This is a genomic window from Prevotella sp. Sow4_E9_plate, from assembly GCF_052116205.1.
Classification (GTDB): Bacteria; Bacteroidota; Bacteroidia; order Bacteroidales; family Bacteroidaceae; genus Prevotella.
Map to the genome: position 1 here is coordinate 1 of NZ_JBQKLN010000019.1, position 18,145 is coordinate 18,145.

15 protein-coding genes are annotated in these 18,145 nt (G+C 45.1%); 4 read left to right on the plus strand and 11 right to left on the minus strand.

Annotated features, from left to right (window positions below; all coding sequences use genetic code 11):
• Nucleotides 1–757: 757 nt before the first annotated feature.
• The gene (locus ACTQ53_RS09115) at nucleotides 758–1,426 is read right to left on the minus strand and encodes a 2-C-methyl-D-erythritol 4-phosphate cytidylyltransferase (RefSeq protein ID WP_294972468.1); all 669 of its coding nucleotides are present in this window, start codon (nucleotides 1,424–1,426) and stop codon (nucleotides 758–760) included.
• Between the two features lie 31 nt (nucleotides 1,427–1,457).
• Entirely contained in the window at nucleotides 1,458–2,030 is a 573-nt protein-coding gene (locus ACTQ53_RS09120; protein WP_441932784.1) for a DJ-1 family glyoxalase III, read from the minus strand.
• Between the two features lie 83 nt (nucleotides 2,031–2,113).
• On the opposite strand from ACTQ53_RS09120, the gene ACTQ53_RS09125 reads away from it, so the two are divergent.
• Nucleotides 2,114–3,004, plus strand: a complete 891-nt coding sequence (locus tag ACTQ53_RS09125; protein ID WP_294972474.1) for an NAD kinase — start codon at nucleotides 2,114–2,116, stop codon at nucleotides 3,002–3,004.
• A 77-nt stretch (nucleotides 3,005–3,081) separates the two neighbouring features.
• On the opposite strand, the gene ACTQ53_RS09130 is transcribed toward ACTQ53_RS09125, so the two are convergent.
• On the minus strand, nucleotides 3,082–5,109 hold the full coding sequence (locus ACTQ53_RS09130; protein ID WP_441932785.1) for an alpha-amylase family glycosyl hydrolase: 2,028 nt from the start codon (nucleotides 5,107–5,109) through the stop codon (nucleotides 3,082–3,084).
• Between the two features lie 994 nt (nucleotides 5,110–6,103).
• Here ACTQ53_RS09130 and ACTQ53_RS09135 point away from each other — a divergent pair.
• Entirely contained in the window at nucleotides 6,104–6,361 is a 258-nt protein-coding gene (locus ACTQ53_RS09135) for a hypothetical protein (RefSeq protein ID WP_294968498.1), read from the plus strand.
• Nucleotides 6,362–6,635: 274 nt separating this feature from the next.
• On the opposite strand, the gene ACTQ53_RS09140 is transcribed toward ACTQ53_RS09135, so the two are convergent.
• The 8 genes from ACTQ53_RS09140 to ACTQ53_RS09175 all read right to left on the minus strand — a co-directional run bounded on the left by ACTQ53_RS09140 (nucleotide 6,636) and on the right by ACTQ53_RS09175 (nucleotide 15,214).
• A complete protein-coding gene (locus ACTQ53_RS09140; protein ID WP_441932786.1) occupies nucleotides 6,636–6,836 on the minus strand; it encodes a type II toxin-antitoxin system RelE/ParE family toxin in 201 nt (66 codons plus the stop codon).
• The gene (locus tag ACTQ53_RS09145) at nucleotides 6,833–7,039 is read right to left on the minus strand and encodes a hypothetical protein (protein WP_153123669.1); all 207 of its coding nucleotides are present in this window, start codon (nucleotides 7,037–7,039) and stop codon (nucleotides 6,833–6,835) included. The genes ACTQ53_RS09140 and ACTQ53_RS09145 overlap by 4 nt, the downstream gene beginning before the upstream one ends.
• A gap of 144 nt (nucleotides 7,040–7,183) precedes the next feature.
• Nucleotides 7,184–7,465, minus strand: coding sequence for a virulence associated protein D (locus ACTQ53_RS09150; protein ID WP_022120086.1), 282 nt, complete (start codon nucleotides 7,463–7,465; stop codon nucleotides 7,184–7,186).
• Nucleotides 7,453–7,647: a transcriptional regulator gene (locus ACTQ53_RS09155; protein WP_117662311.1), complete on the minus strand. Its 195-nt coding sequence runs from the start codon at nucleotides 7,645–7,647 to the stop codon at nucleotides 7,453–7,455. Before ACTQ53_RS09155 ends, ACTQ53_RS09150 begins: the two co-directional genes overlap by 13 nt.
• A gap of 176 nt (nucleotides 7,648–7,823) precedes the next feature.
• Nucleotides 7,824–9,224, minus strand: a complete 1,401-nt coding sequence (locus ACTQ53_RS09160; protein WP_441932787.1) for an Outer membrane protein SusF domain-containing protein — start codon at nucleotides 9,222–9,224, stop codon at nucleotides 7,824–7,826.
• An 8-nt stretch (nucleotides 9,225–9,232) separates the two neighbouring features.
• Nucleotides 9,233–10,423: a SusF/SusE family outer membrane protein gene (locus ACTQ53_RS09165; RefSeq protein ID WP_441932788.1), complete on the minus strand. Its 1,191-nt coding sequence runs from the start codon at nucleotides 10,421–10,423 to the stop codon at nucleotides 9,233–9,235.
• Nucleotides 10,424–10,482: 59 nt separating this feature from the next.
• Entirely contained in the window at nucleotides 10,483–12,150 is a 1,668-nt protein-coding gene (gene susD / locus ACTQ53_RS09170) for a starch-binding outer membrane lipoprotein SusD (protein ID WP_441218587.1), read from the minus strand.
• 19 nt (nucleotides 12,151–12,169) lie between these two features.
• Nucleotides 12,170–15,214, minus strand: a complete 3,045-nt coding sequence (locus ACTQ53_RS09175) for a SusC/RagA family TonB-linked outer membrane protein (RefSeq protein ID WP_441932813.1) — start codon at nucleotides 15,212–15,214, stop codon at nucleotides 12,170–12,172.
• A gap of 311 nt (nucleotides 15,215–15,525) precedes the next feature.
• Between ACTQ53_RS09175 and ACTQ53_RS09180 the strand changes: the two genes are divergently transcribed.
• A complete protein-coding gene (locus ACTQ53_RS09180; RefSeq protein ID WP_264951261.1) occupies nucleotides 15,526–16,551 on the plus strand; it encodes a LacI family DNA-binding transcriptional regulator in 1,026 nt (341 codons plus the stop codon).
• 135 nt (nucleotides 16,552–16,686) lie between these two features.
• Complete coding sequence (locus ACTQ53_RS09185; protein ID WP_294968517.1) at nucleotides 16,687–18,027, plus strand: MFS transporter; 1,341 nt, start codon at nucleotides 16,687–16,689, stop codon at nucleotides 18,025–18,027.
• The last annotated feature ends 118 nt before the right edge of the window (nucleotides 18,028–18,145 follow it).

Consider the following 18,145-nt stretch of genomic DNA (forward strand, 5'->3'; position numbering starts at 1 on the left):
AAGCGATTTCTCGACAGATATTCACCAGCGGAGCCAATTGCTATGTTTCACTCAGAATGACCACACTGGTCATGCTGGATTCAAAATATGCCCCTTTTTAAAGTGGGCTCAGTCATAGTTTTTGTGATGAGAAAACTATATTTTGTAAATGGTTTCTCTATGTTTTGTGCATCCCAACTCTACGTTAGTCTTTTGCGCTATCTACCCCGCTTTTCCCCCAAAAGTGGTTACGGTTACAGAAGTTACAGTTTTTCTTAAGCCAATTCCCTCTCCCTTCTTTAGAAGGAGATAATAATATATATAAATATATATATTATTATCTATTATTATTACTTACAATCTGAAAGTTCTCGAAATCCCTTATACCCCCTCCGCTGAAAACTGTAACTTCTGTAACCGTAACCACTGTAACCATCTTCGCCCAGAACCAACGGTCACTGGTCGAAGTGAAGGGGGCAGCAAGGCTGCTCGCCCTGTCAAGTGTGATGTGCTGGGATATAAAAGAGCGGATAACGCTGTGAGACTGCATATTAAGTCTAGCGACACCGTAAAACGCAGTGTTGCTAGACCTGCCAAAAACTGCTATGGCGTTTGCGAGGGGAAGGGGCAGTATTAACGGAATGCACCTTTGCGCCCTGTAAGGACAAAAGCCTTCAAACCAGATGATTAATAAAGCTTTTGCCCTAAAACAGGGCGTGTGGGGCCTTACTTTCTGGGGCGTGTGGGACCTCACTTGTGATAACGGCAGTATTGGTATCTATTTCAGGAGAGCTTCTGCTATCTTGATGTCAAACGGGGTGGTAATCTTGATGTTTTCGCGATTACCTTCTACCATTGCTACCTGGCAACCGAGACTTTCTATGACCGATGCATCGTCAGTAAACTGCTCCTTGTATTCCTGGTTGAATGCCTGTTTCGCCAGACCGATATCGAAGGTCTGAGGAGTCTGCACCACACGGTAGTCGCTGCGAAGCACGTTCTTGCCACCGCCGTGCTGGTCGATGTAGCGCAAGGTATCGGTTACAGCATATACCGGGATGGCTGCATATTCCTCGCGAGCCGTCTCGAAACATTCCTCAATCACATCCGTAGAAACGAATGGTCGGACGCCATCGTGAATACCCACTACGCCATCCTCATTGTCAGGAATGAGCGAAAGTCCATTCTTGGAAGACTGGAATCGGGTGTCGCCACCGTTGGCTATCTGGTGCTTGATGTCGAAATGATATTCTTCGCAGAGCTGATGCCAGTATTCCTGCTGGCTCTCCGGGAGAACCAGGATGATGCTCAGCTCAGGGTTGTATTCATGAAAACGCTCAATGGTTCTCATCAGGATAGGCTTGCCGGCTACAGGCAAGAACTGCTTCGGAATCTCACTTCCCATGCGGAGGCCCTTGCCTCCGGCTACTATGATTACGTAATCCATGATGGAATTTATAATTGATAATTAATAATTATTATTTGCTCTCCATCAGGTGGGTGTACATCATGCCATCCTGCAGGGCTGCCACGGTTTCCTTGCCTGCGAAGTAGCTCAATATCTTATAGGCGTATGGAAGGGTGGCGGCAGGACCTTCGCCCGTAATCACGTTGCCATCCTCCTGGAAGAGGGTAGCTGTATATTCTGTATTCTCGCTGAAATACTGCTCGAAGCCAGGATAGCAGGTTGCCTTCTTGCCTTCGAGAATGCCAGTGCTTGCCAGAACCATAGGGGCTGCGCAGATGGCACCGATCCGTTTGCCAGCCTTCTGCTGTGCGATGAGCGCCTGGCGAACGCCTTCATGCTCATTGAGGTGGCTGCTGCCCGGCATTCCACCAGGAAGGAGCAACATATCGGCATCCTCAAAGCTCTGGATATCATCGAACTTCAGGTCAGCCTTGATGGTGACTCCATGAGAAGTCTCTACCCATTCACTACCTGTAATACTGACGGTCTTGATGTCTACACCCCCTCTGCGGAGGATGTCTACTGGAGCCAAACCTTCGATTTCCTCGAAGCCATTGGCAAGAAATTCATATACCTTTGCCATAATTTATTCGTTTTTTGTTTTGTTATTCGAATTATATTATTACCTTTGCAAAAGTAAGAATAATAATTGAAATAACAAAATAAATGGGACAACAACATTTGAAATTCGCAATTTTTGGCAATGAATATCAAGCCAAGAAGAGTGCTTCGATAGAGAAAATCCTTTCTTATCTGGAAAAGAAGGAAGCTGAAGTTTATTTTGAAAGCCTCTTCTACGATTTTCTTACCAAGATGGAGCATCTTGAGGTAAAGGCTTCCGGCGTATTCGAGGACTACAACTTTGATGTAGACTATGTCATCTCTATGGGCGGTGATGGTACCTTCCTGAAGGCGGCGAGCAGGGTGGGAGCAAAGGAAACTCCTATTCTTGGTGTGAATATGGGCCGTCTGGGTTTCCTTGCCGATGTGTTGCCTAGTGAGATAGAAACGGCGCTGGACAGTCTGTATGCTGGTGATTGCCTGATAGAGGACCATGCGGTGATTCAGGTAGAGGCTGAAGGCGGCGTCTTGGCGGGAAATCCTTTCGCCTTGAACGATATTGCGGTATTGAAAAGGGATGATGCTTCGATGATTTCTATCCGTACCCAGGTGGATGGGGAGTTCCTGGTCACTTATCAGGCGGATGGTCTTATCGTGACTACTCCTACGGGCTCTACTGCATATAATCTCTCTAATGGCGGACCTATCATCATTCCGCAGAGTGGTAGTCTCTGTCTGACTCCCGTTGCTCCTCACAGTCTGAATATCCGTCCTATTGTCATCAATGATACGGCGGAGATCGTGCTGGATGTGGAGAGCCGCAGCCATAATTATCTCGTGGCTATTGACGGACGAAGCGAACGCATGACCGAGCAGACCCGCCTGATTATCCGTAAGGCACCACATGCCATTAAAATAGTAAAGCAGCGGAACCAGAGATATTTCTCTACATTGAGAGAGAAGCTGATGTGGGGTGCTGACCAGAGACAAAGATAAAGTAATCACAAAATAAAAAAAGAGGACTCTTAAGGTCCTCTTTTTTCGATTGATTACTTATCGTATGATTGATACTTTTATTTAATAATCTGTTTCTTGCCCTGGTGGGTATAGATGCCTGGCTGGTTAGGCTTCTGCATCATCTTCATGCCGCTCAGGGTATACCATGCGTTGTCTTTACTTGCCGTATTGTCAATGGTAGGAGCTGCGGTGATGCCTGTAGTTGGCATATCAGCCGTAACATCCTTGATCTTATAGAGACCGTCATTGTTCTTCTCATTCAGAACCTCCAGATAGGTATCCTTGTTGATATTCGTGAAATCAACGGTCTGTGGCGAACCGGTACCGGTGCTGAATACGAAGGAAACCATGTAGTTCTTGCTCTTGATCTTGTAAGTTTGATAATACCATTTCTTGCCTTCAATCACTTTGCTTTGGGTCATCTTGTCGCCAGGCCAAACACCCTTCACGGTCAGGTTTTCCTTTGGAGAATCGCACCATGCCCAGAAGTTGAAGCCATCTTTCCATCCTACCTGGTCTGCGTTGGCATATACGGTGATATCGTATGGGTCGAAAGCAGTAGGCTTTTCTACCTTATAGTTACGGGTAAGAATACCGCTGACAGCACCATTCATCAGCAAGCCCACCTTCAGGGTTGTCTCGCCGAAAGGAATCTCCAGCTCCTCACCGCTCTTAGCCTTCTTGCTGCTGGCTGTTGGCTCTGTGCCATCGGTTGTATAAACCAACTGTGCATCGTCTGCGTTGCTTACAGCCACGAGCTTTGCTTTCATCGTGCCTTCGTAATCACCGGAAGCCAAATCCACCCAAGCCACGTTTGCCTTCTTAGGCATGAAATAGCGGTAGTGGTAGCCGTTCAGCAGTTCGGCGTATGTGTTTGGTGCTGCATACTTCTTGGCGTTAGGACCTACGATGGCAATCAATGTTGCCTTGTCGCCTACGGTCCTGATGCCGTTATATCCTTCTCCCCTGAAGGCATTGAAGGTGGTATTGCTGGTATTGGTGATACCTGCCAGCTGGCGGGCATTGATCATCGCCTTGATATCCTGCTTGCAGTCAATCCAGTGCTTGTAGAATACGCATGGAGTTCCGCAGGATGCCAGAATGTAGGCATTGGCTGCCAGGGTATCCTTGCGGATAGGGTCCTGCTGTTTGCCGGCTGAGCGGTATTCTGTATCGTGATTCTCTACGAAGGTGATGGCATACTGCTTGTAAGCCGGGTCGTTAGCCAGACCATCTGTCTTTACGGTCGACCAGTTGGATTTGATGGCATCTCGCACCACATAACGGATAGGGAAGTCGAAGGCTGCGCTTGTGATTTTATCATTAACCTTAGTAGCTTCAAGCCAGTTCTTGACTACGGATACATTTCCATTCCAGTATTCTCCTACGGAATAAGTTGGCTTGGCTGCATCGTTGTAGATGCCTGTAAACTTGCCGCTGTATCCCTTTACCATATCATAGCGGAATCCGGCATAGCCGAAGTCGTTGAGGAGCATGTCGAGATAAGCCTTCACGATGGTCTGCACGTTCTGGCTGTTGTGGTCCAGGTCGCGCATGCCGCCCCAGTCTTCACCGGTATCATTGTTGCTGCTGAGCTTTACGCCCTGCTTATCTGCCTCTTTCTTGGTCTTGCCGCCATCATCGTTGGCACAGATATCGGTTGATTTCATCTCGTAAGTCACTCCCTTGTAGGTTTCTACCGGGAAGTCAAACCAGGTTGATACGTTCTTACGGTGGTTGATTACCACGTCGGCGATGGTTCCGATGCCGTTATTCTTAAAGGTTTTGATGAGAGAGCGGAGTTCGCTTTCACTTCCGAAAGAACTTTCGTAGTTGGAAAACCAGTAGAGGTCATCGTAACCCATTGACTTGCCGCCACAGTTGGCACTCTGTGGAATCCATACGAGATTGAAGTACTGTCCCAGCTCAGGAGCCTGTGCTTCGAGATGGGGCCACTTGGAATCGCTGAAGGAATCCCAGTAGAATCCCTGCAGCATCACGCCGCTATGGTTGGCTGGCCAACCCTGGGCAAACATATTTGCGGTTGCCAGTAGGGCAACGAGTGTAGAGTATATCTTCTTCATATTCAAGGATTAAGATGTTTTGTTTATTTGTTGCAAAGTTACGACTAATTCTGATATGTATGCGCAAATATGATGTAAATCAAGCAAAAGATCTGTGCAAACGTTTGCATATTTATCGATTTCATTTCTTTTTCCGTAAAATCTCACCCGATGCAGTAGAAATTGCGTCCCGACGTAGCTTCAGATATGTCCCGACGCAGTAAAAGATGCGTCCCGACGTAGCATCGGATACGTCCCGATGTAGTAAAAGATGCATCCCGACGTAGTACAAGATACGTCGGGACGTAATTTCAGAAGCATCCTGATTCCCATCTAGTAAGCCTCAGTTGAAGTTCAAGTAAGCCTTATTTGAAGTTCAAATGAGCCTTATTTGCCTTTTAAGTGAGCCTTATTTGAAGTTCGAATGAGGCTTAGTTAAATGTTACGTAAGCCTTACTCCAACATTACGTAAGCCTTACTTCAACCTTAAGTAAGCCTCATTCGAAAAAAGTATCTTATCTGAATTTTCGTATCTGGTTCAGGGCGTAAGCGTGGTAATGCGTGGCAATAAGGTGGCAATAAAATATCCCCTTATTGCCACGCGTTATTTGCTTATAATCAATGAGTTAAGTGTGAGAGTGATAGATGTGGCAATAATTTGATGAAAAAAATATTTTTTTGGCTATGTAAAACTTGGGTTAAAGATAATGAATCTGTGTGAATCTGTGGGAGTTTTTTTATGTCCCACGGATTTCACAGATTTACACAGATTTTTTATGCCCAGGGTTAGCAGCTTCTGCCTTAACCTTTCCGCTGTAGTGTAGTGTGAAGTACTTTTGCTTATTCCGTTGTCTGCGCATCAGATACGGCTTTAGGAGATAATTATTATTAAAAAACTAGAAAACATTTGGCTATCTCGTTTTTTATTGCGTAATTTGCGTTGCGTAAAAAGCGCAATGGTTGCAAGTGTAACGAAAACAATAAGATTAAAGCAATAATATGGCAACATTGAACGATGGTTTATCAGAATTATTGTGCCTGGCTTACGGAGAACCAGCAGAAGCTGTTGCTGGCTATAGCTAGTGAGAGCCTGGTATCTTCGCCATTGAGCCAGCAGTTTATCAGCACCCACCATCTTCCTGCCACGAGCAGCGTGAAGACGGCATTAAAGGCATTGGTGGATAAGCTGCTGGTAAGCAAGACCCCAAACGGCTATTTAGTAAGCGACCGCTTCTTTGCGAAATGGCTGGTGAGAGGGGGAATCACATTATAGTCCAGTCATAATTCTGCTGGCATATAGATTACGGTATGTAAATAATATTCCAGAAAGAGACAGTCAAGGAGAAACTTCCGGAAAATGGGGAAAGAAGAGATTGAAAATTTTCCCTTAAGGATATTTATTTTTTCCTTAAGGGAAATAAATTCTTCCCTTAAGAGATATTTTCATCACATTTAACTTGTAAGGCTATTTTATTAAAACAAATCGCTATGGGTTCCATTGTTGAGAAACAGCAAGGTTAGTTTTTCATCGTTTTGTTCCCACAGCATCAACCAATCTGGGTTATGTGACACTCCCAAATACCTTCTAGGTTTCCATGAAGTTTATGCGATTTATATGATGGTGGCAGTTTCCCCTCTTTGGCTAGTTTCTCTACGGCTTTTTCAATGAGGGTTGGATCTAGACCACGTTTCACTCCTTTTCGCAGAGACTTTTTAAATTTGTTTGTAAAGTCAATAGAGTATTTCATTCTAAGCACTGTTTGATTAAGTCGTGAGCATCTTTTGCATGATATACTCTTCCAGCTTTAACATCTTCTAGGGCTTCTTCAATGCCACTTTTCTTTTCGGTTTGAATAACCCAGCCAAACTTCTTTGCCAGTTCCTTTAATAAGTTGAAGTCAACTTGCGGAACAGTTATTGTTGTTGTTATATTATTTATAGCTACATCCATATTGCTTTACTTTTAATGTTATTTTTAATGCTGCCGCAAAGATACGACTTTTCCTCGTAACCACCAAATGTTTATGGGGAAATGTTGTGGGTTAGCGCAAAAAAGAAAATAGGCGGCTCCCGGATTGGAGGAGAGTCGCCTATTCTATGAATTTTTAACTAAATCAGTAAAGTTCGACCAACTTTCAACTTTGAATCCTCTTAGATCTCTGACGGATTTCTTAAACCACTCTATTTTAGAAAGCTCCATAACAGTTTTTACAAGTGCAGTCAAATCATCATTCATCGTCATGTATGTACTGCCTTGCACCCACTCGAAACCATTCTTCTTTAGAAGCTCTTTTATTTCGTAGTAAGCCTTGTTGTAAGGTTCGCCATAGTATTTTTGTAAATCGGAAATAACCATATCAAATGCTAGTGCGTACATACTGCCTCCTTTGCTGGTTCAAATAAGTCCTTATATCCAAAGAATATGTTCCCATCTGCGGTTTTTGCGGAGATGACAATTCCTACGAAAGGATTGTTCTCAACTTCAATCACTTCGCCCTGTGTCCAGTCTTTGGCATGTGTCAAGTCTGGAGATATTAATACTTTGTCGCCTGTTCTCATAATCATAAAAATATAAATGTTGTACTTATTCGGTGCAAAGATACGACTTTTCCTCGTAACTTCCAAGGTTTTAGGGAAAAAATACTTGAAAAGGATGAGGAGAAAGAAAAAAAATAGGCGGCTCCCGGAATTGAGAGCCGCCTATTGATATTTAGTTTATTTGATGAAGCAAATGCTTACTTCTTTGTCATTACACACTTTGCATAGCCATTAGCCCATGCATAGAGCTTGATGTCGTAAGTACCAGCATCTACAGAGATGTTGCCACCGCCTTGGGTAAGAGCATTTACATCGCCACCCCAGTTGATAGCCCAGTCGTCGTTGGCACGGAACTTGATTTCACCAGAAGCCAATGTGATGTCCTTTGCCTCCCAGTAGCCAAGTGCTTTTGTTTCTGCATTGTAAGGAACGTATGTCATATCTACGTCTGAATCCCAACCATTAGGGGATGCGCTACCAATGATACCAATAGTTGTGATAGGAGTCAGAACATAGCTCTTGCTTTCCAAATCAACATCTACTTTGTAGTAACCGGCTTCTTCTGTCATGGTGATGTTGGCTGCATCAGCAGCAGTATTGAAGTCTGCGCCATAGTTGGTGCCCTTCCACTCTGGCTGAGTACAGAACTTGAAACCATTCTGGTTCAAGTACATGAAACCAGTAAAGTGTACACCATCCTCACCTGCGAGGTAGTCATTTGTTGCCCATCCATTAGCATCACCTGCCATATAGAGTACTGGCTTGCCTACAGTGTAAGTAAGGTTGTTCATATCAAGAGTAACAATCCATGTACCTGCGCCTGGGATTACTGGAGTCTGAAGTTCACCCCATGAATCGCCATCATAGAGAATGTATCCGAATGTGTCTTCTGAACCGTTCTCCTTGCAGCCCAAGGCTCCCTTGTTGATGGAATCCCAGTCTTCACTTACGAAGTTGCTTCCAGCATAGAACTTAAACCAGTTTTTGTCTGCAGTAGTTGTAACCTTCAACTGATAAACTCCATCGCTAATCTTGTTCATCCAGACAGGAGATTTTGCATCCCACTCATTTCCGTTTACCTGACCGAGCATGTAGTAGCCCTTCTCATCGAGTTGAGGTGTTGCTGTTGGAGTAAACTTACCTGTAGTCTCGCCCTTGGTAGTAATGCTTACCGCATCACCAGAAGCGAGATTGATAGAAACTTGTGTCTCCACTTTCAGGTCGCGAGCAACAGAAGCACGAGACTTATTCTGCTCGCAAACGAGTTTCTCCAATTCAGAAGCACTTACTTGAACGCTGTTGCCAACCATTGTTCCATTGACAGCTACTCCGTTCACCTTGAAATCTTGGAGGGTGAAACCAGAGACATTGGCATCTGTAGAATTGACTGTTACGAGATTGATGATACCATCTTCATCAGCCATGCTGCCTTCTGCCTCAGAACCATTGGCAAAGGTTACCCCATACTTGGCAGCAGATGCTTCCTGCTCGTTGGCCTGTGGGTTAGCCCAGTCGTCGTAGTCGCCAGCGCAGCTGGCAAGTGCGAGACTTGCCATTGTTGCTAAGCTATATAATAATGTCTTTTTCATTGTGTTCATGTTTTTAATTATTTAACTTCTGCTGTGTTCTTGTCGAAGTTGACATAGAGCTTCTGTCCTGCTGTGCAAGTTACAGAGTAACCTTCACCAGCCTCAGACCAAGAATTAACAATGTTCATGTTTCTCCAGAAGCAGTTGCCCTTGAAGATAGTGTACTCTGTACGCCACCAGTCGATTCCTGGAATCTTGATATATGTGCGGAGCTCGCCATCACCACCGAAGGCTGGAGATACCCATTCGCCAGTCTGGTCTGCAGGAGCTGTCATAGCCCAAGCGGCAGAAGCGTCGTCCCAATTGCCACCAGCAGCAGCACCGATGATGTAAGCAGCACCAGGATAAACATTCAGTGAGTAGTTGATGTTCTTCTTGTCTGCTGACATTTCACCAACGAAGTGGAGAACGAACCAGCCGCCATGAGCAACCTTCAGGTTTCCGTCGCCATCCTCTGAGAATTCAGCACCAGCATTATCGTTGACAGCAGCCAGACGGCTAAAGCCACGCCAGTCATTCTCGTATGTACCCCACTTGAATGAACCGCCATCAGGAACATAAACCATGGTATAATAGTTGCCTGCCATACCATATACAGGAGCCACTGGCTTCCAGCTGCTCCAAGCCTCTTGGATAGAAGAACCAACTACGAACAGGTTCTCTGGATACTTAGCATCTGGAGCCTTGTAAGTAGCCTTCACTGAAGGCAGGGTTATGATGTTGGAATAACTCTGACCAAGATAAGGGTCGGCTGTGCCATCTATGACAGCACGCAATCTTACATATACAGGCATTGTTTCTGGCACGCTTGTGTCTGGGTTGGCTGCCTGGAACATATCAACGAGTATAGAGTTCAACTCTGCTGCATCCACAGCCATCTTGGCTGTGGTGTAAGAGGTTGACAATTCTTTATGTGTAGCTGTTGTATCTGTCAGGAACTTCTGATCGAGTGCAACCTGCACATAGTAGCGAACCACGTATGGAATACCTCCATAGTTTGGCTGTGAACAAGACAAGGTCAAGTTGTTGGCACTTGCCAAGTCGTATGTATTGTTTTCTGCGTATGCTGGTGTATTCAATACAAATCCGTCTGCAGCATGATTTAAATCCAATCTAGGATTGCTGTCATTGTCGTCAGAGCATGAAGTGAAGAGCAAAGGCAAAACCATTGCAGGCAACAGCATCAATTTTAAAAATATCTTTTTCATAATTGTATTCTTTAATCAATTATAGTTCTTTATTCCGAAGAATCCCCGATTTACTAAGATTAGTAATTAGGGTTCTGAGTCATGTTAGGATTACCTGCAATGTCGGTAACAGGGATAGGATATACGTTGAACTTAGACTCGATACCGATACCTCCTGCTACACCTCCCTTGAAGTCCCAAAGATACTTGGAACCAGAGAAGAGACCAAAGCGGATCAAATCAGAACGACGACGGCCTTCTACATAGAACTCACGGCACCACTCATCAATCAAAGTCTGTTCATCGACAGCTCCAGAGATCTCCTTGCGATGAGCACGCTTCTGAATAGTCTGGATGTCTGCGAGAGCATCAGTGGTATTTCCCAAACGATAGTTGGCCTCAGCACGTGTCAGGTAAATCTCTGCCAGGCGGAACAATGGGATATCTGTATCCATGAATGTACCATCGTGGATGTCGGAACCGTCTGCATGGCGATTCTGCCATTTTACGATAGAAGCACCATTTGTGAAACCTGTAATCTGCTTGCCAGGGCTGAGTGTGCGGATGCCGCCACCTACACCCATGTAGAACATGGCACGGTCATCACCAGCTTTGTTGATGACATCCTTTGTGGTTACGTGCAATTCTTCATCCTTTGCGATAACCTGCTCCTCGGTGGCATCCTTCAGCGCATCGCTTTCACCTGCCATAGGGATATTGTCATTAGGGAAGAATTTCTCAACCAAGTCCTTGCGGGCGAAGTTGCAGCTCCAATAGTTGCTGGTGAATGAATTTGGCATTCCTGAAGTTCGCATAGATGCTACGAGGTATGTAGAACCTGAGTATTCCTGAGTCTTCTTGCCATCCTGGCGGATAGGGAAGATAATCTCCTTCATAGCCTGGGTGTTCTGGTCGTTGTCGCCCATGAATACCTGCTCATAGCCTGAGAATCCATTCTTTGTCTCGGTTGACAATGCGTAAGCTCCACTATTGAGAATCTTGTCACAGTAGTCCTTTGCCTTGGCGAAATCCTTTACCTGGCCATCTGTGTAAACTGCAGAGTTCAGAGCCAGACGAGCATGGAGGGCGTAAGCTACACCACAATCGGCACGACCAAATCCCTTGTCGTCATTGTAAGCACCAACTTCCTTCAGTTGTGGCTCAATCTCGGTCAATTCCTTGTCAATCCAGTCGTAGAGATCCTTACCGGTTTTCTCAACAGGCAGTTCGCTATCAAATGTATCCTTGAAAGGTGCCTTGTGGAAGAGATCAAGGAAATAATAGTAGTTCAAGCAGCGGAGGAAACGAACCTCTGCAATGACGTCATCGCTCATCTTACCTGTCTGTTCACTGATGAACTGGTTGTGAAGGGTGATGTTGTATGCCAGGCGCTGGTATGCCCAGTTGGCACGTACAGAACTTGAGTTCCATGCAATATTGGTGAGGGAAGGGATATCTGTATCAGTCTGCCAAGCCCAGATAACCTCATCGGTGCAAAGCTCCTGAAGATTGAAGATGACACGATAGAAACCGCTTTCACCCTCATCCTGGCTCATATCACCTTTTCCGGCAGGACCAGCCTGACCGGTCAAGCCAAGTGTGGCATATTGTTTAGCCAAAAGACCGTCGGCATCATAACTAGGTGATGACTGAGGATCAATTGAGCTGATATTCAAATCGTCTGCGCAAGAAGCCAATCCCAAGCAGAGGAAACCGGCAACTGCAGTCTTTATTAATATATTTCTCATAATTATAATCCTTTATATATTAGAAGTTGAGGTTCAAACCAATCTGGAAACTCATTGGACGTGGATATGGATTGCTGTCGATACCACTGGTTACCTCTGGGTCGATACCCTTATATTTTGTAATGATGAATGGGTTCTGTGCTGTGAAGTAGATACGTCCGCTGCAAGAATTCTTGATCAATGCAGGGAAGCTGTAACCCAATGTAATATTGGTACACTTCAAGTAAGAAGCATTACGTACAAAGTAATCACTCAAGTAGTTCTGGGCAACTGTCAAACCTGTGAAACCGAGCTTAACGGCCTCTGGAGTGGTGTTGCTGAATGAACTGTTAGAGTAAAGACCTGATGGAGAGATGGATGCTCTGTTTGCCAGGAAGTCATAATATACGTAGTTGCCCAAAGATGCACGGAATGCCATACTGAAGTCCCAATTCTTATAGAGGAACTTAGTGGTGAGACCCATGATTACATCTGCAGCTGGGTTCTTGTAATAGTAACGGTCAGCGTCGTTAATCTGACCATCGGCATTGCGATCTACGTACAGACCTTCGATAGGTTTGCCATTCTCATCATATACCTGCTGGTAAACGAAGAATGAGTTGACTGCTTCACCCACCTTGTTCTTCAAAATCTTGGTGTTGTTACCGCGAGAAATCTTGTCACCTGTCCATACCCAGTCCTGAGCACCGGCATCAAGAGAAGTAATCTCGTTGTGGTTCCAGCCTACATTATAGGTAATATCCCATGTAAAGTCCTTGGTTACGATAGGCTTTACGTCGAAAGCCAACTCAACACCATAGTTCTTGAGGGAACCTACGTTCTTCAACAGGTTATCACCGAAAGTTGTACCTGCAGGTACGTCAACGGTTGATAACAAATCGGTTGTCTTGCGATAGTAACCATCAATGTTGAAAGAGAAACGGTTGTTGAGAGCAGCGAAGTCGATACCTGCATTCCAAGTAGTAGTCTTTTCCCAAGTCAACTTGTCGTTATACTTGCTAGGACGTACAGTCTGGTGATAGTCGTTACCGAATGGATACTGAGCATAAGAGTTACTTACTACATAGAGAGGTGTATAGTAGAAGTCGTCAATACCATTCTGCTGACCAGTCTTACCCCAACCTAAGCGAAGTTTTAAGTCATCGAGCCACTTTACGTCTTTCAAGAAACTCTCGTGGTTTATCTTCCATGCAAAGGCTGCTGATGGGAAGTAGCCCCACTTATGTCCCTTTTTGAAACGAGAAGAACCATCGGCACGGAATGTAGCGGTAATCAGGTAGCGGTCGAGAAGATTATAGTTCAAACGGCCGAAGTATGAAACCAGAGAGTTGTGATTAGCCCACTCCTGCTCGCTGCGCTTAGAAGGGTTGTGCTGCCAGTTATAGTAACCTGTCTCCTCGTTGAGGACTGGGTTGTTTTCCTTCAGGTATTCATCTGTACCAAAGCCCTGGTTGTAGCCATGTCTGTGATAGTGGCTCTGCTCGGCACCTGCCATCACGTCGATGTCGTGAACACCAAATTTATGAGCATACTGTGCATAGGCATTACCAATCATATTGTATTTCCAATAGTGGGTCATGCCAGCCCAACCGAAATAGTTGTTAGAGTATGAGTACTTGGAAATCTCATCGCTTTGCTGTGTAGAGGTGTACTGAGCACCCAAACTTGCATGCAGATGCAAATCCTCGAAACCATGAATCTTGTAATCTACCTCGAAGTTGCCACTGTAGTCACGGGCGTGAGCCATAATCTCTTTCTGGTTGAGAAGAGCCACTGGGTTCTGGGCTGCATTAGAGTTGGTCGTATTCTTCCAGTTAGGGTCTGTCATATCATTTGCCTTGTTAATCAGGTTCTGATAGTAACCGCCTGTAACTGCATACTGGTCACCTTCCCCAAAAACAGGCTGTGTTGGATTCATTGACAAAGCTGCACCGATAGCACCGCCTGCATCTGCATAGCGATCCTTCTCATACATGAACTTACCTGTGAGGTTGAAGTTCAAGTGCTTGTCGAGCAATGATGGAGCCAAGTTGAGAGAAGCGTTGACACGATTCATCCAACTGGTCTTCACGATACCGTTTGAGTTGTTGAAACCAACACTGGCACGATATGGCATGTTCTTCAAGCCACCCTGTACACTTACGTTATGGTTGGTAGAAACTGCTGTGCGGAAAATCTCGTCCTGCCAGTTGGTATCTGCATTACCTAATTTTGATGCATCAAGACCATTAACTGAGCTGACAAGTTCCTTGTACTGAGCAGCGTTCAGTACATCATATTTCTTTTGGATAGTAGAAATAGTTACATCGCCTGTGTATGAAATAGAAGGCTTCTGACCATTGCGGCCTTTCTTGGTGGTGATGATGATGACACCATTAGAAGCACGGCTACCATAAATAGCGGTGGCAGAAGCATCCTTCAATACGGTGAAAGTCTCAATATCAGTAGGATTAATCATCGCAAGGATATTACTCATACCGGTAGCTGTCTGATTATCGATAACCAAACCATCTACTACATAGAGTGGGTCGTTGGATGCACTGAGAGAAGCACCACCACGGATACGAATCTGAGCACCTGCACCAGGAGTACCACCAGCAGTCTGTACATCTACACCTGCAATCTTACCTACCAACATATCTGATGCGTTGTTGGTGATACCCTTTGACATCTCATCTGGCTTGATAGCTGTAACAGAACCAGTCAAGTCGTTCTTCTTAGCACGACCATAACCGATGACAACGACTTCGTTCAAAGCCTTAGAGTCATCTGCCAAGGTAATCATCATGTTAGATGTGGCTTTGATAGTCTGTGGAGTCAATCCCAGATAGGTGAATGTAAGATCGGTACCTGGAGCTGCGTCAACAGAGAAGTTACCATCCATGTCGGTAATACCTACTGCCTTACCGTTCACTGTAATGGTAGCACCCATGACTGGCTCACCGGAAGCATCCTTCACGTGTCCCTTAATCGCATTAGTCTGCGCAAAGGAACTTGCTGTCAGAAGCAGACCACTTGCTAGGGTCAACGCTCTGAGAGGCAATTTAAATTTTACCTGCTTCATCATTTTGTCTGATTTTTAAGTTTATGTTTATATTTATTGTTTATTCTTTATGAATATTCTGCTTGTTTTGTGATGAATATCACGTTTTTAGTCTCTGGCCTCGTTTTATATAAAAATAGGTCGAAGAGTTGCGCTGTTTATTCTTTCTGGGTGCAAAATTAAGGTCTTTTTCAATACGATGTACTATTTTTTAGTTAATTCCGTTATTTCTTATGCGCAATCGTTTGCATACCTTTTGCTTGATTTAAATCAATGGAAATGATGTAACTTAACGGATATTTGTCTAATTTTGCAGCGTGAGGAAAGATATCATGAACGAAAATAATATTATAACAATGAAAGATATAGCTCGCGACCTGGGGGTAAGTATCGCCACGGTGAGCAGAGCTTTGAAGGACAGCCCTAGAATCAGTGCTGCCCAGAAGGAGCGTATACAGGCGTATGCGCGGGAACATAATTTCTATCCCAACGTCATCGGAGAGGCTTTGCGACATAGCAAGGTGCAGCCGATGAAGGTGATAGGAGTTATCATTCCGGAGTTGGTACATTATTATTTTATGTCCGTTCTTTCGGGTATTGAGGAGGAAGCGAGAGCCAGAGGCTATCGTGTGATGGTGGCACAGAGCAGGGAAAGATATGACCGAGAGGTTGCCATCTGCGATGATTTCTATAAGAATAAGGTGTGCGGCATCATCGTTTCGCAGGCAAAGGACACCAAGCAGTATGCTCACTTCGAGAAGTTGATGAACAATGGCGTGCCGCTGGTCTTCTATGATAGAATATGTACGGGCGTCAACTGCTCCAGAGTGGTGGTGGATGACTACATGGGCGCCTTCACCGCCGTGACTCATCTCATTGATACGGGCTGTAAGAAGATTGCCTTCTATGGTTCGCCGATGAATATGGAGATTTCCAAGAACCGGTATAATGGTTATCATGATGCCCTCGTGAAGCATGGATTGACGGAAAATCCAAGTTGGGTGAAGGTTTGCGACAACCGTGCGCAGGCTGAGGCTATCACACCTGAAATCCTGGAGCAGGATGATGTTCCTGATGCTTTCTTTGCCATCAACGATGATACGGCAATCGGCATCCTCTATACCGCTAAGCGTATGGGATTCTGTGTGCCGGATGATATCAGCATCTGTGGCTTTACCAATGGTGACCGTGCCAAGGCTAGCGATCCTATGCTTACCACTGTGGAACAGAGAGGTGTGGCTGTAGGAGAGGAAGCGGCAAATATCCTTATCGGTCAGGTGGAAGGCTCCATCCCGAAAGATGATGTAGAGAAAAGAGTAGTGAGAACCCGACTCGTGGTAAGAGGAACTACCAGATAACTTTGAACTTTGAACATTGAACTTTATAAATAGCTCTAATAACCTAATGTCCTTTGTGAATTTCAATGTTCAAAATCAAAGTAAGAGTAATCATAAAGTTCAAAATTCAATGTTCAAAATTCAAAGTATAACAATATGACACAAAAACCTGATTTAAGTTTCTGGAAGCTCTGGAATTTGAGCTTCGGATTCTTCGGGGTACAGATTGCCTACGCCCTTCAGAGCGCCAATATCTCCCGAATCTTTGCAACGTTGGGTGCTGACCCACACAACTTGAGTTATTTCTGGATTCTCCCTCCATTGATGGGAATCCTGGTACAGCCTATAGTAGGAACACTGAGCGATAAGACCTGGTGCCGATTCGGTCGCCGCATCCCTTATCTCTTCGTGGGAGCCACGATTGCCGTCCTCGTGATGTGCCTGCTGCCGAATGCCGGTTCGCTGGGCTTGACCGTGAGTGGAGCGATGCTCTTCGGACTGATTGCCCTGATGTTCCTGGATACGAGCATCAATATGGCAATGCAGCCATTCAAGATGCTGGTGGGCGACATGGTGAACGAGAAGCAGAAGGCAAAGGCTTACTCTATCCAGAGTTTCCTCTGCAATGCCGGCTCTGTGGCTGGATATATCTTCCCATTCCTCTTTACCTTCCTGGGAATCAAGAATGTAGCTGAACAGGGCGTAGTGCCGGATTCTGTTATCTGGTCGTTCTATGTGGGCGCTGCCATCCTCATTCTCTGCGTCATCTATACAACGATGAAGGTGAAAGAGTGGAATCCTAAGCAGTATGCTGCCTATAATGGTGTAGCTGGCGAGGTAGAAAAGGAAGAAGAGGGCAAGGCAGACTGGATTACCCTCTTGAAAAACGCACCTTCTACTTTCTGGAAGGTGGGACTGGTTCAGTTCTTCTGCTGGGCTGGTTTCCTATATCTCTGGAACTATTCTACCGGTGCCATCGCCGAGACAGTTTGGAATACTACCGATCCAAAATCGGCAGAGTTCCAGGAGGCAGGTAACTGGGTAGGTATTCTCTTCGCTGTTCAGGCAGTAGGTAGTGTGCTTTGGGCTGTGGTTCTTCCTCAGTTCAAGAATACCAAGATGGCATACGCAGTCAGCTTGATTATCGGTGGTGTGGGCTTTGCTCTCATTCCATTCCTTCACGACCAGTACTTGCAGTTTATCCCATTCCTGATGATTGGTGCCGGTTGGGCAGCCATGTTGGCAATGCCTTTCACCTTCGTTACCAATGCCTTGCAGGGCTATGGTCACATGGGTGCTTATCTGGGCTTGTTCAATGGAACCATCTGTATTCCTCAGATTGTAGCAGCCATCTGTGGTGGTGGCGTCTTGAGTCTGGTAGGTTCTCATCAGAGCGATATGATGATTGTGGCTGGTATTTTGCTTATCTGTGGAGCTTTATCGGTTAGTATCATCAAGGACCATCAGAAAAAGAATGCAAAAGAGTTAAAGAAATAGGTGTGAAACCGAAACTAATGCAAACGTTTGCATCGTTTTTTTGTTCTTTTGTGCAAATGAAAGTTGAATATAACGGATATTTTTCTTAATTTCGCACCGTAAATAATAACAAAATAAC

Excerpts from the sequence above, each read along its gene's own strand:
- ACTQ53_RS09150 (WP_022120086.1), bottom strand. The coding sequence starts at position 7,465 with ATGTACGCACTAGCATTTGATATGGTTATTTCCGATTTACAAAAATAC.
- ACTQ53_RS09175 (WP_441932813.1), bottom strand. The coding sequence starts at position 15,214 with ATGAAGCAGGTAAAATTTAAATTGCCTCTCAGAGCGTTGACCCTAGCA.
- ACTQ53_RS09140 (WP_441932786.1), bottom strand. The coding sequence starts at position 6,836 with ATGAAATACTCTATTGACTTTACAAACAAATTTAAAAAGTCTCTGCGA.
- ACTQ53_RS09180 (WP_264951261.1), top strand. The coding sequence starts at position 15,526 with ATGAACGAAAATAATATTATAACAATGAAAGATATAGCTCGCGACCTG.
- ACTQ53_RS09155 (WP_117662311.1), bottom strand. The coding sequence starts at position 7,647 with ATGAGAACAGGCGACAAAGTATTAATATCTCCAGACTTGACACATGCC.
- ACTQ53_RS09185 (WP_294968517.1), top strand. The coding sequence starts at position 16,687 with ATGACACAAAAACCTGATTTAAGTTTCTGGAAGCTCTGGAATTTGAGC.
- ACTQ53_RS09120 (WP_441932784.1), bottom strand. The coding sequence starts at position 2,030 with ATGGCAAAGGTATATGAATTTCTTGCCAATGGCTTCGAGGAAATCGAA.
- ACTQ53_RS09145 (WP_153123669.1), bottom strand. The coding sequence starts at position 7,039 with ATGGATGTAGCTATAAATAATATAACAACAACAATAACTGTTCCGCAA.
- ACTQ53_RS09165 (WP_441932788.1), bottom strand. The coding sequence starts at position 10,423 with ATGAAAAAGATATTTTTAAAATTGATGCTGTTGCCTGCAATGGTTTTG.
- ACTQ53_RS09135 (WP_294968498.1), top strand. The coding sequence starts at position 6,104 with ATGGTTTATCAGAATTATTGTGCCTGGCTTACGGAGAACCAGCAGAAG.
- ACTQ53_RS09130 (WP_441932785.1), bottom strand. The coding sequence starts at position 5,109 with ATGAAGAAGATATACTCTACACTCGTTGCCCTACTGGCAACCGCAAAT.
- susD (WP_441218587.1), bottom strand. The coding sequence starts at position 12,150 with ATGAGAAATATATTAATAAAGACTGCAGTTGCCGGTTTCCTCTGCTTG.
- ACTQ53_RS09160 (WP_441932787.1), bottom strand. The coding sequence starts at position 9,224 with ATGAACACAATGAAAAAGACATTATTATATAGCTTAGCAACAATGGCA.
- ACTQ53_RS09115 (WP_294972468.1), bottom strand. The coding sequence starts at position 1,426 with ATGGATTACGTAATCATAGTAGCCGGAGGCAAGGGCCTCCGCATGGGA.
- ACTQ53_RS09125 (WP_294972474.1), top strand. The coding sequence starts at position 2,114 with ATGGGACAACAACATTTGAAATTCGCAATTTTTGGCAATGAATATCAA.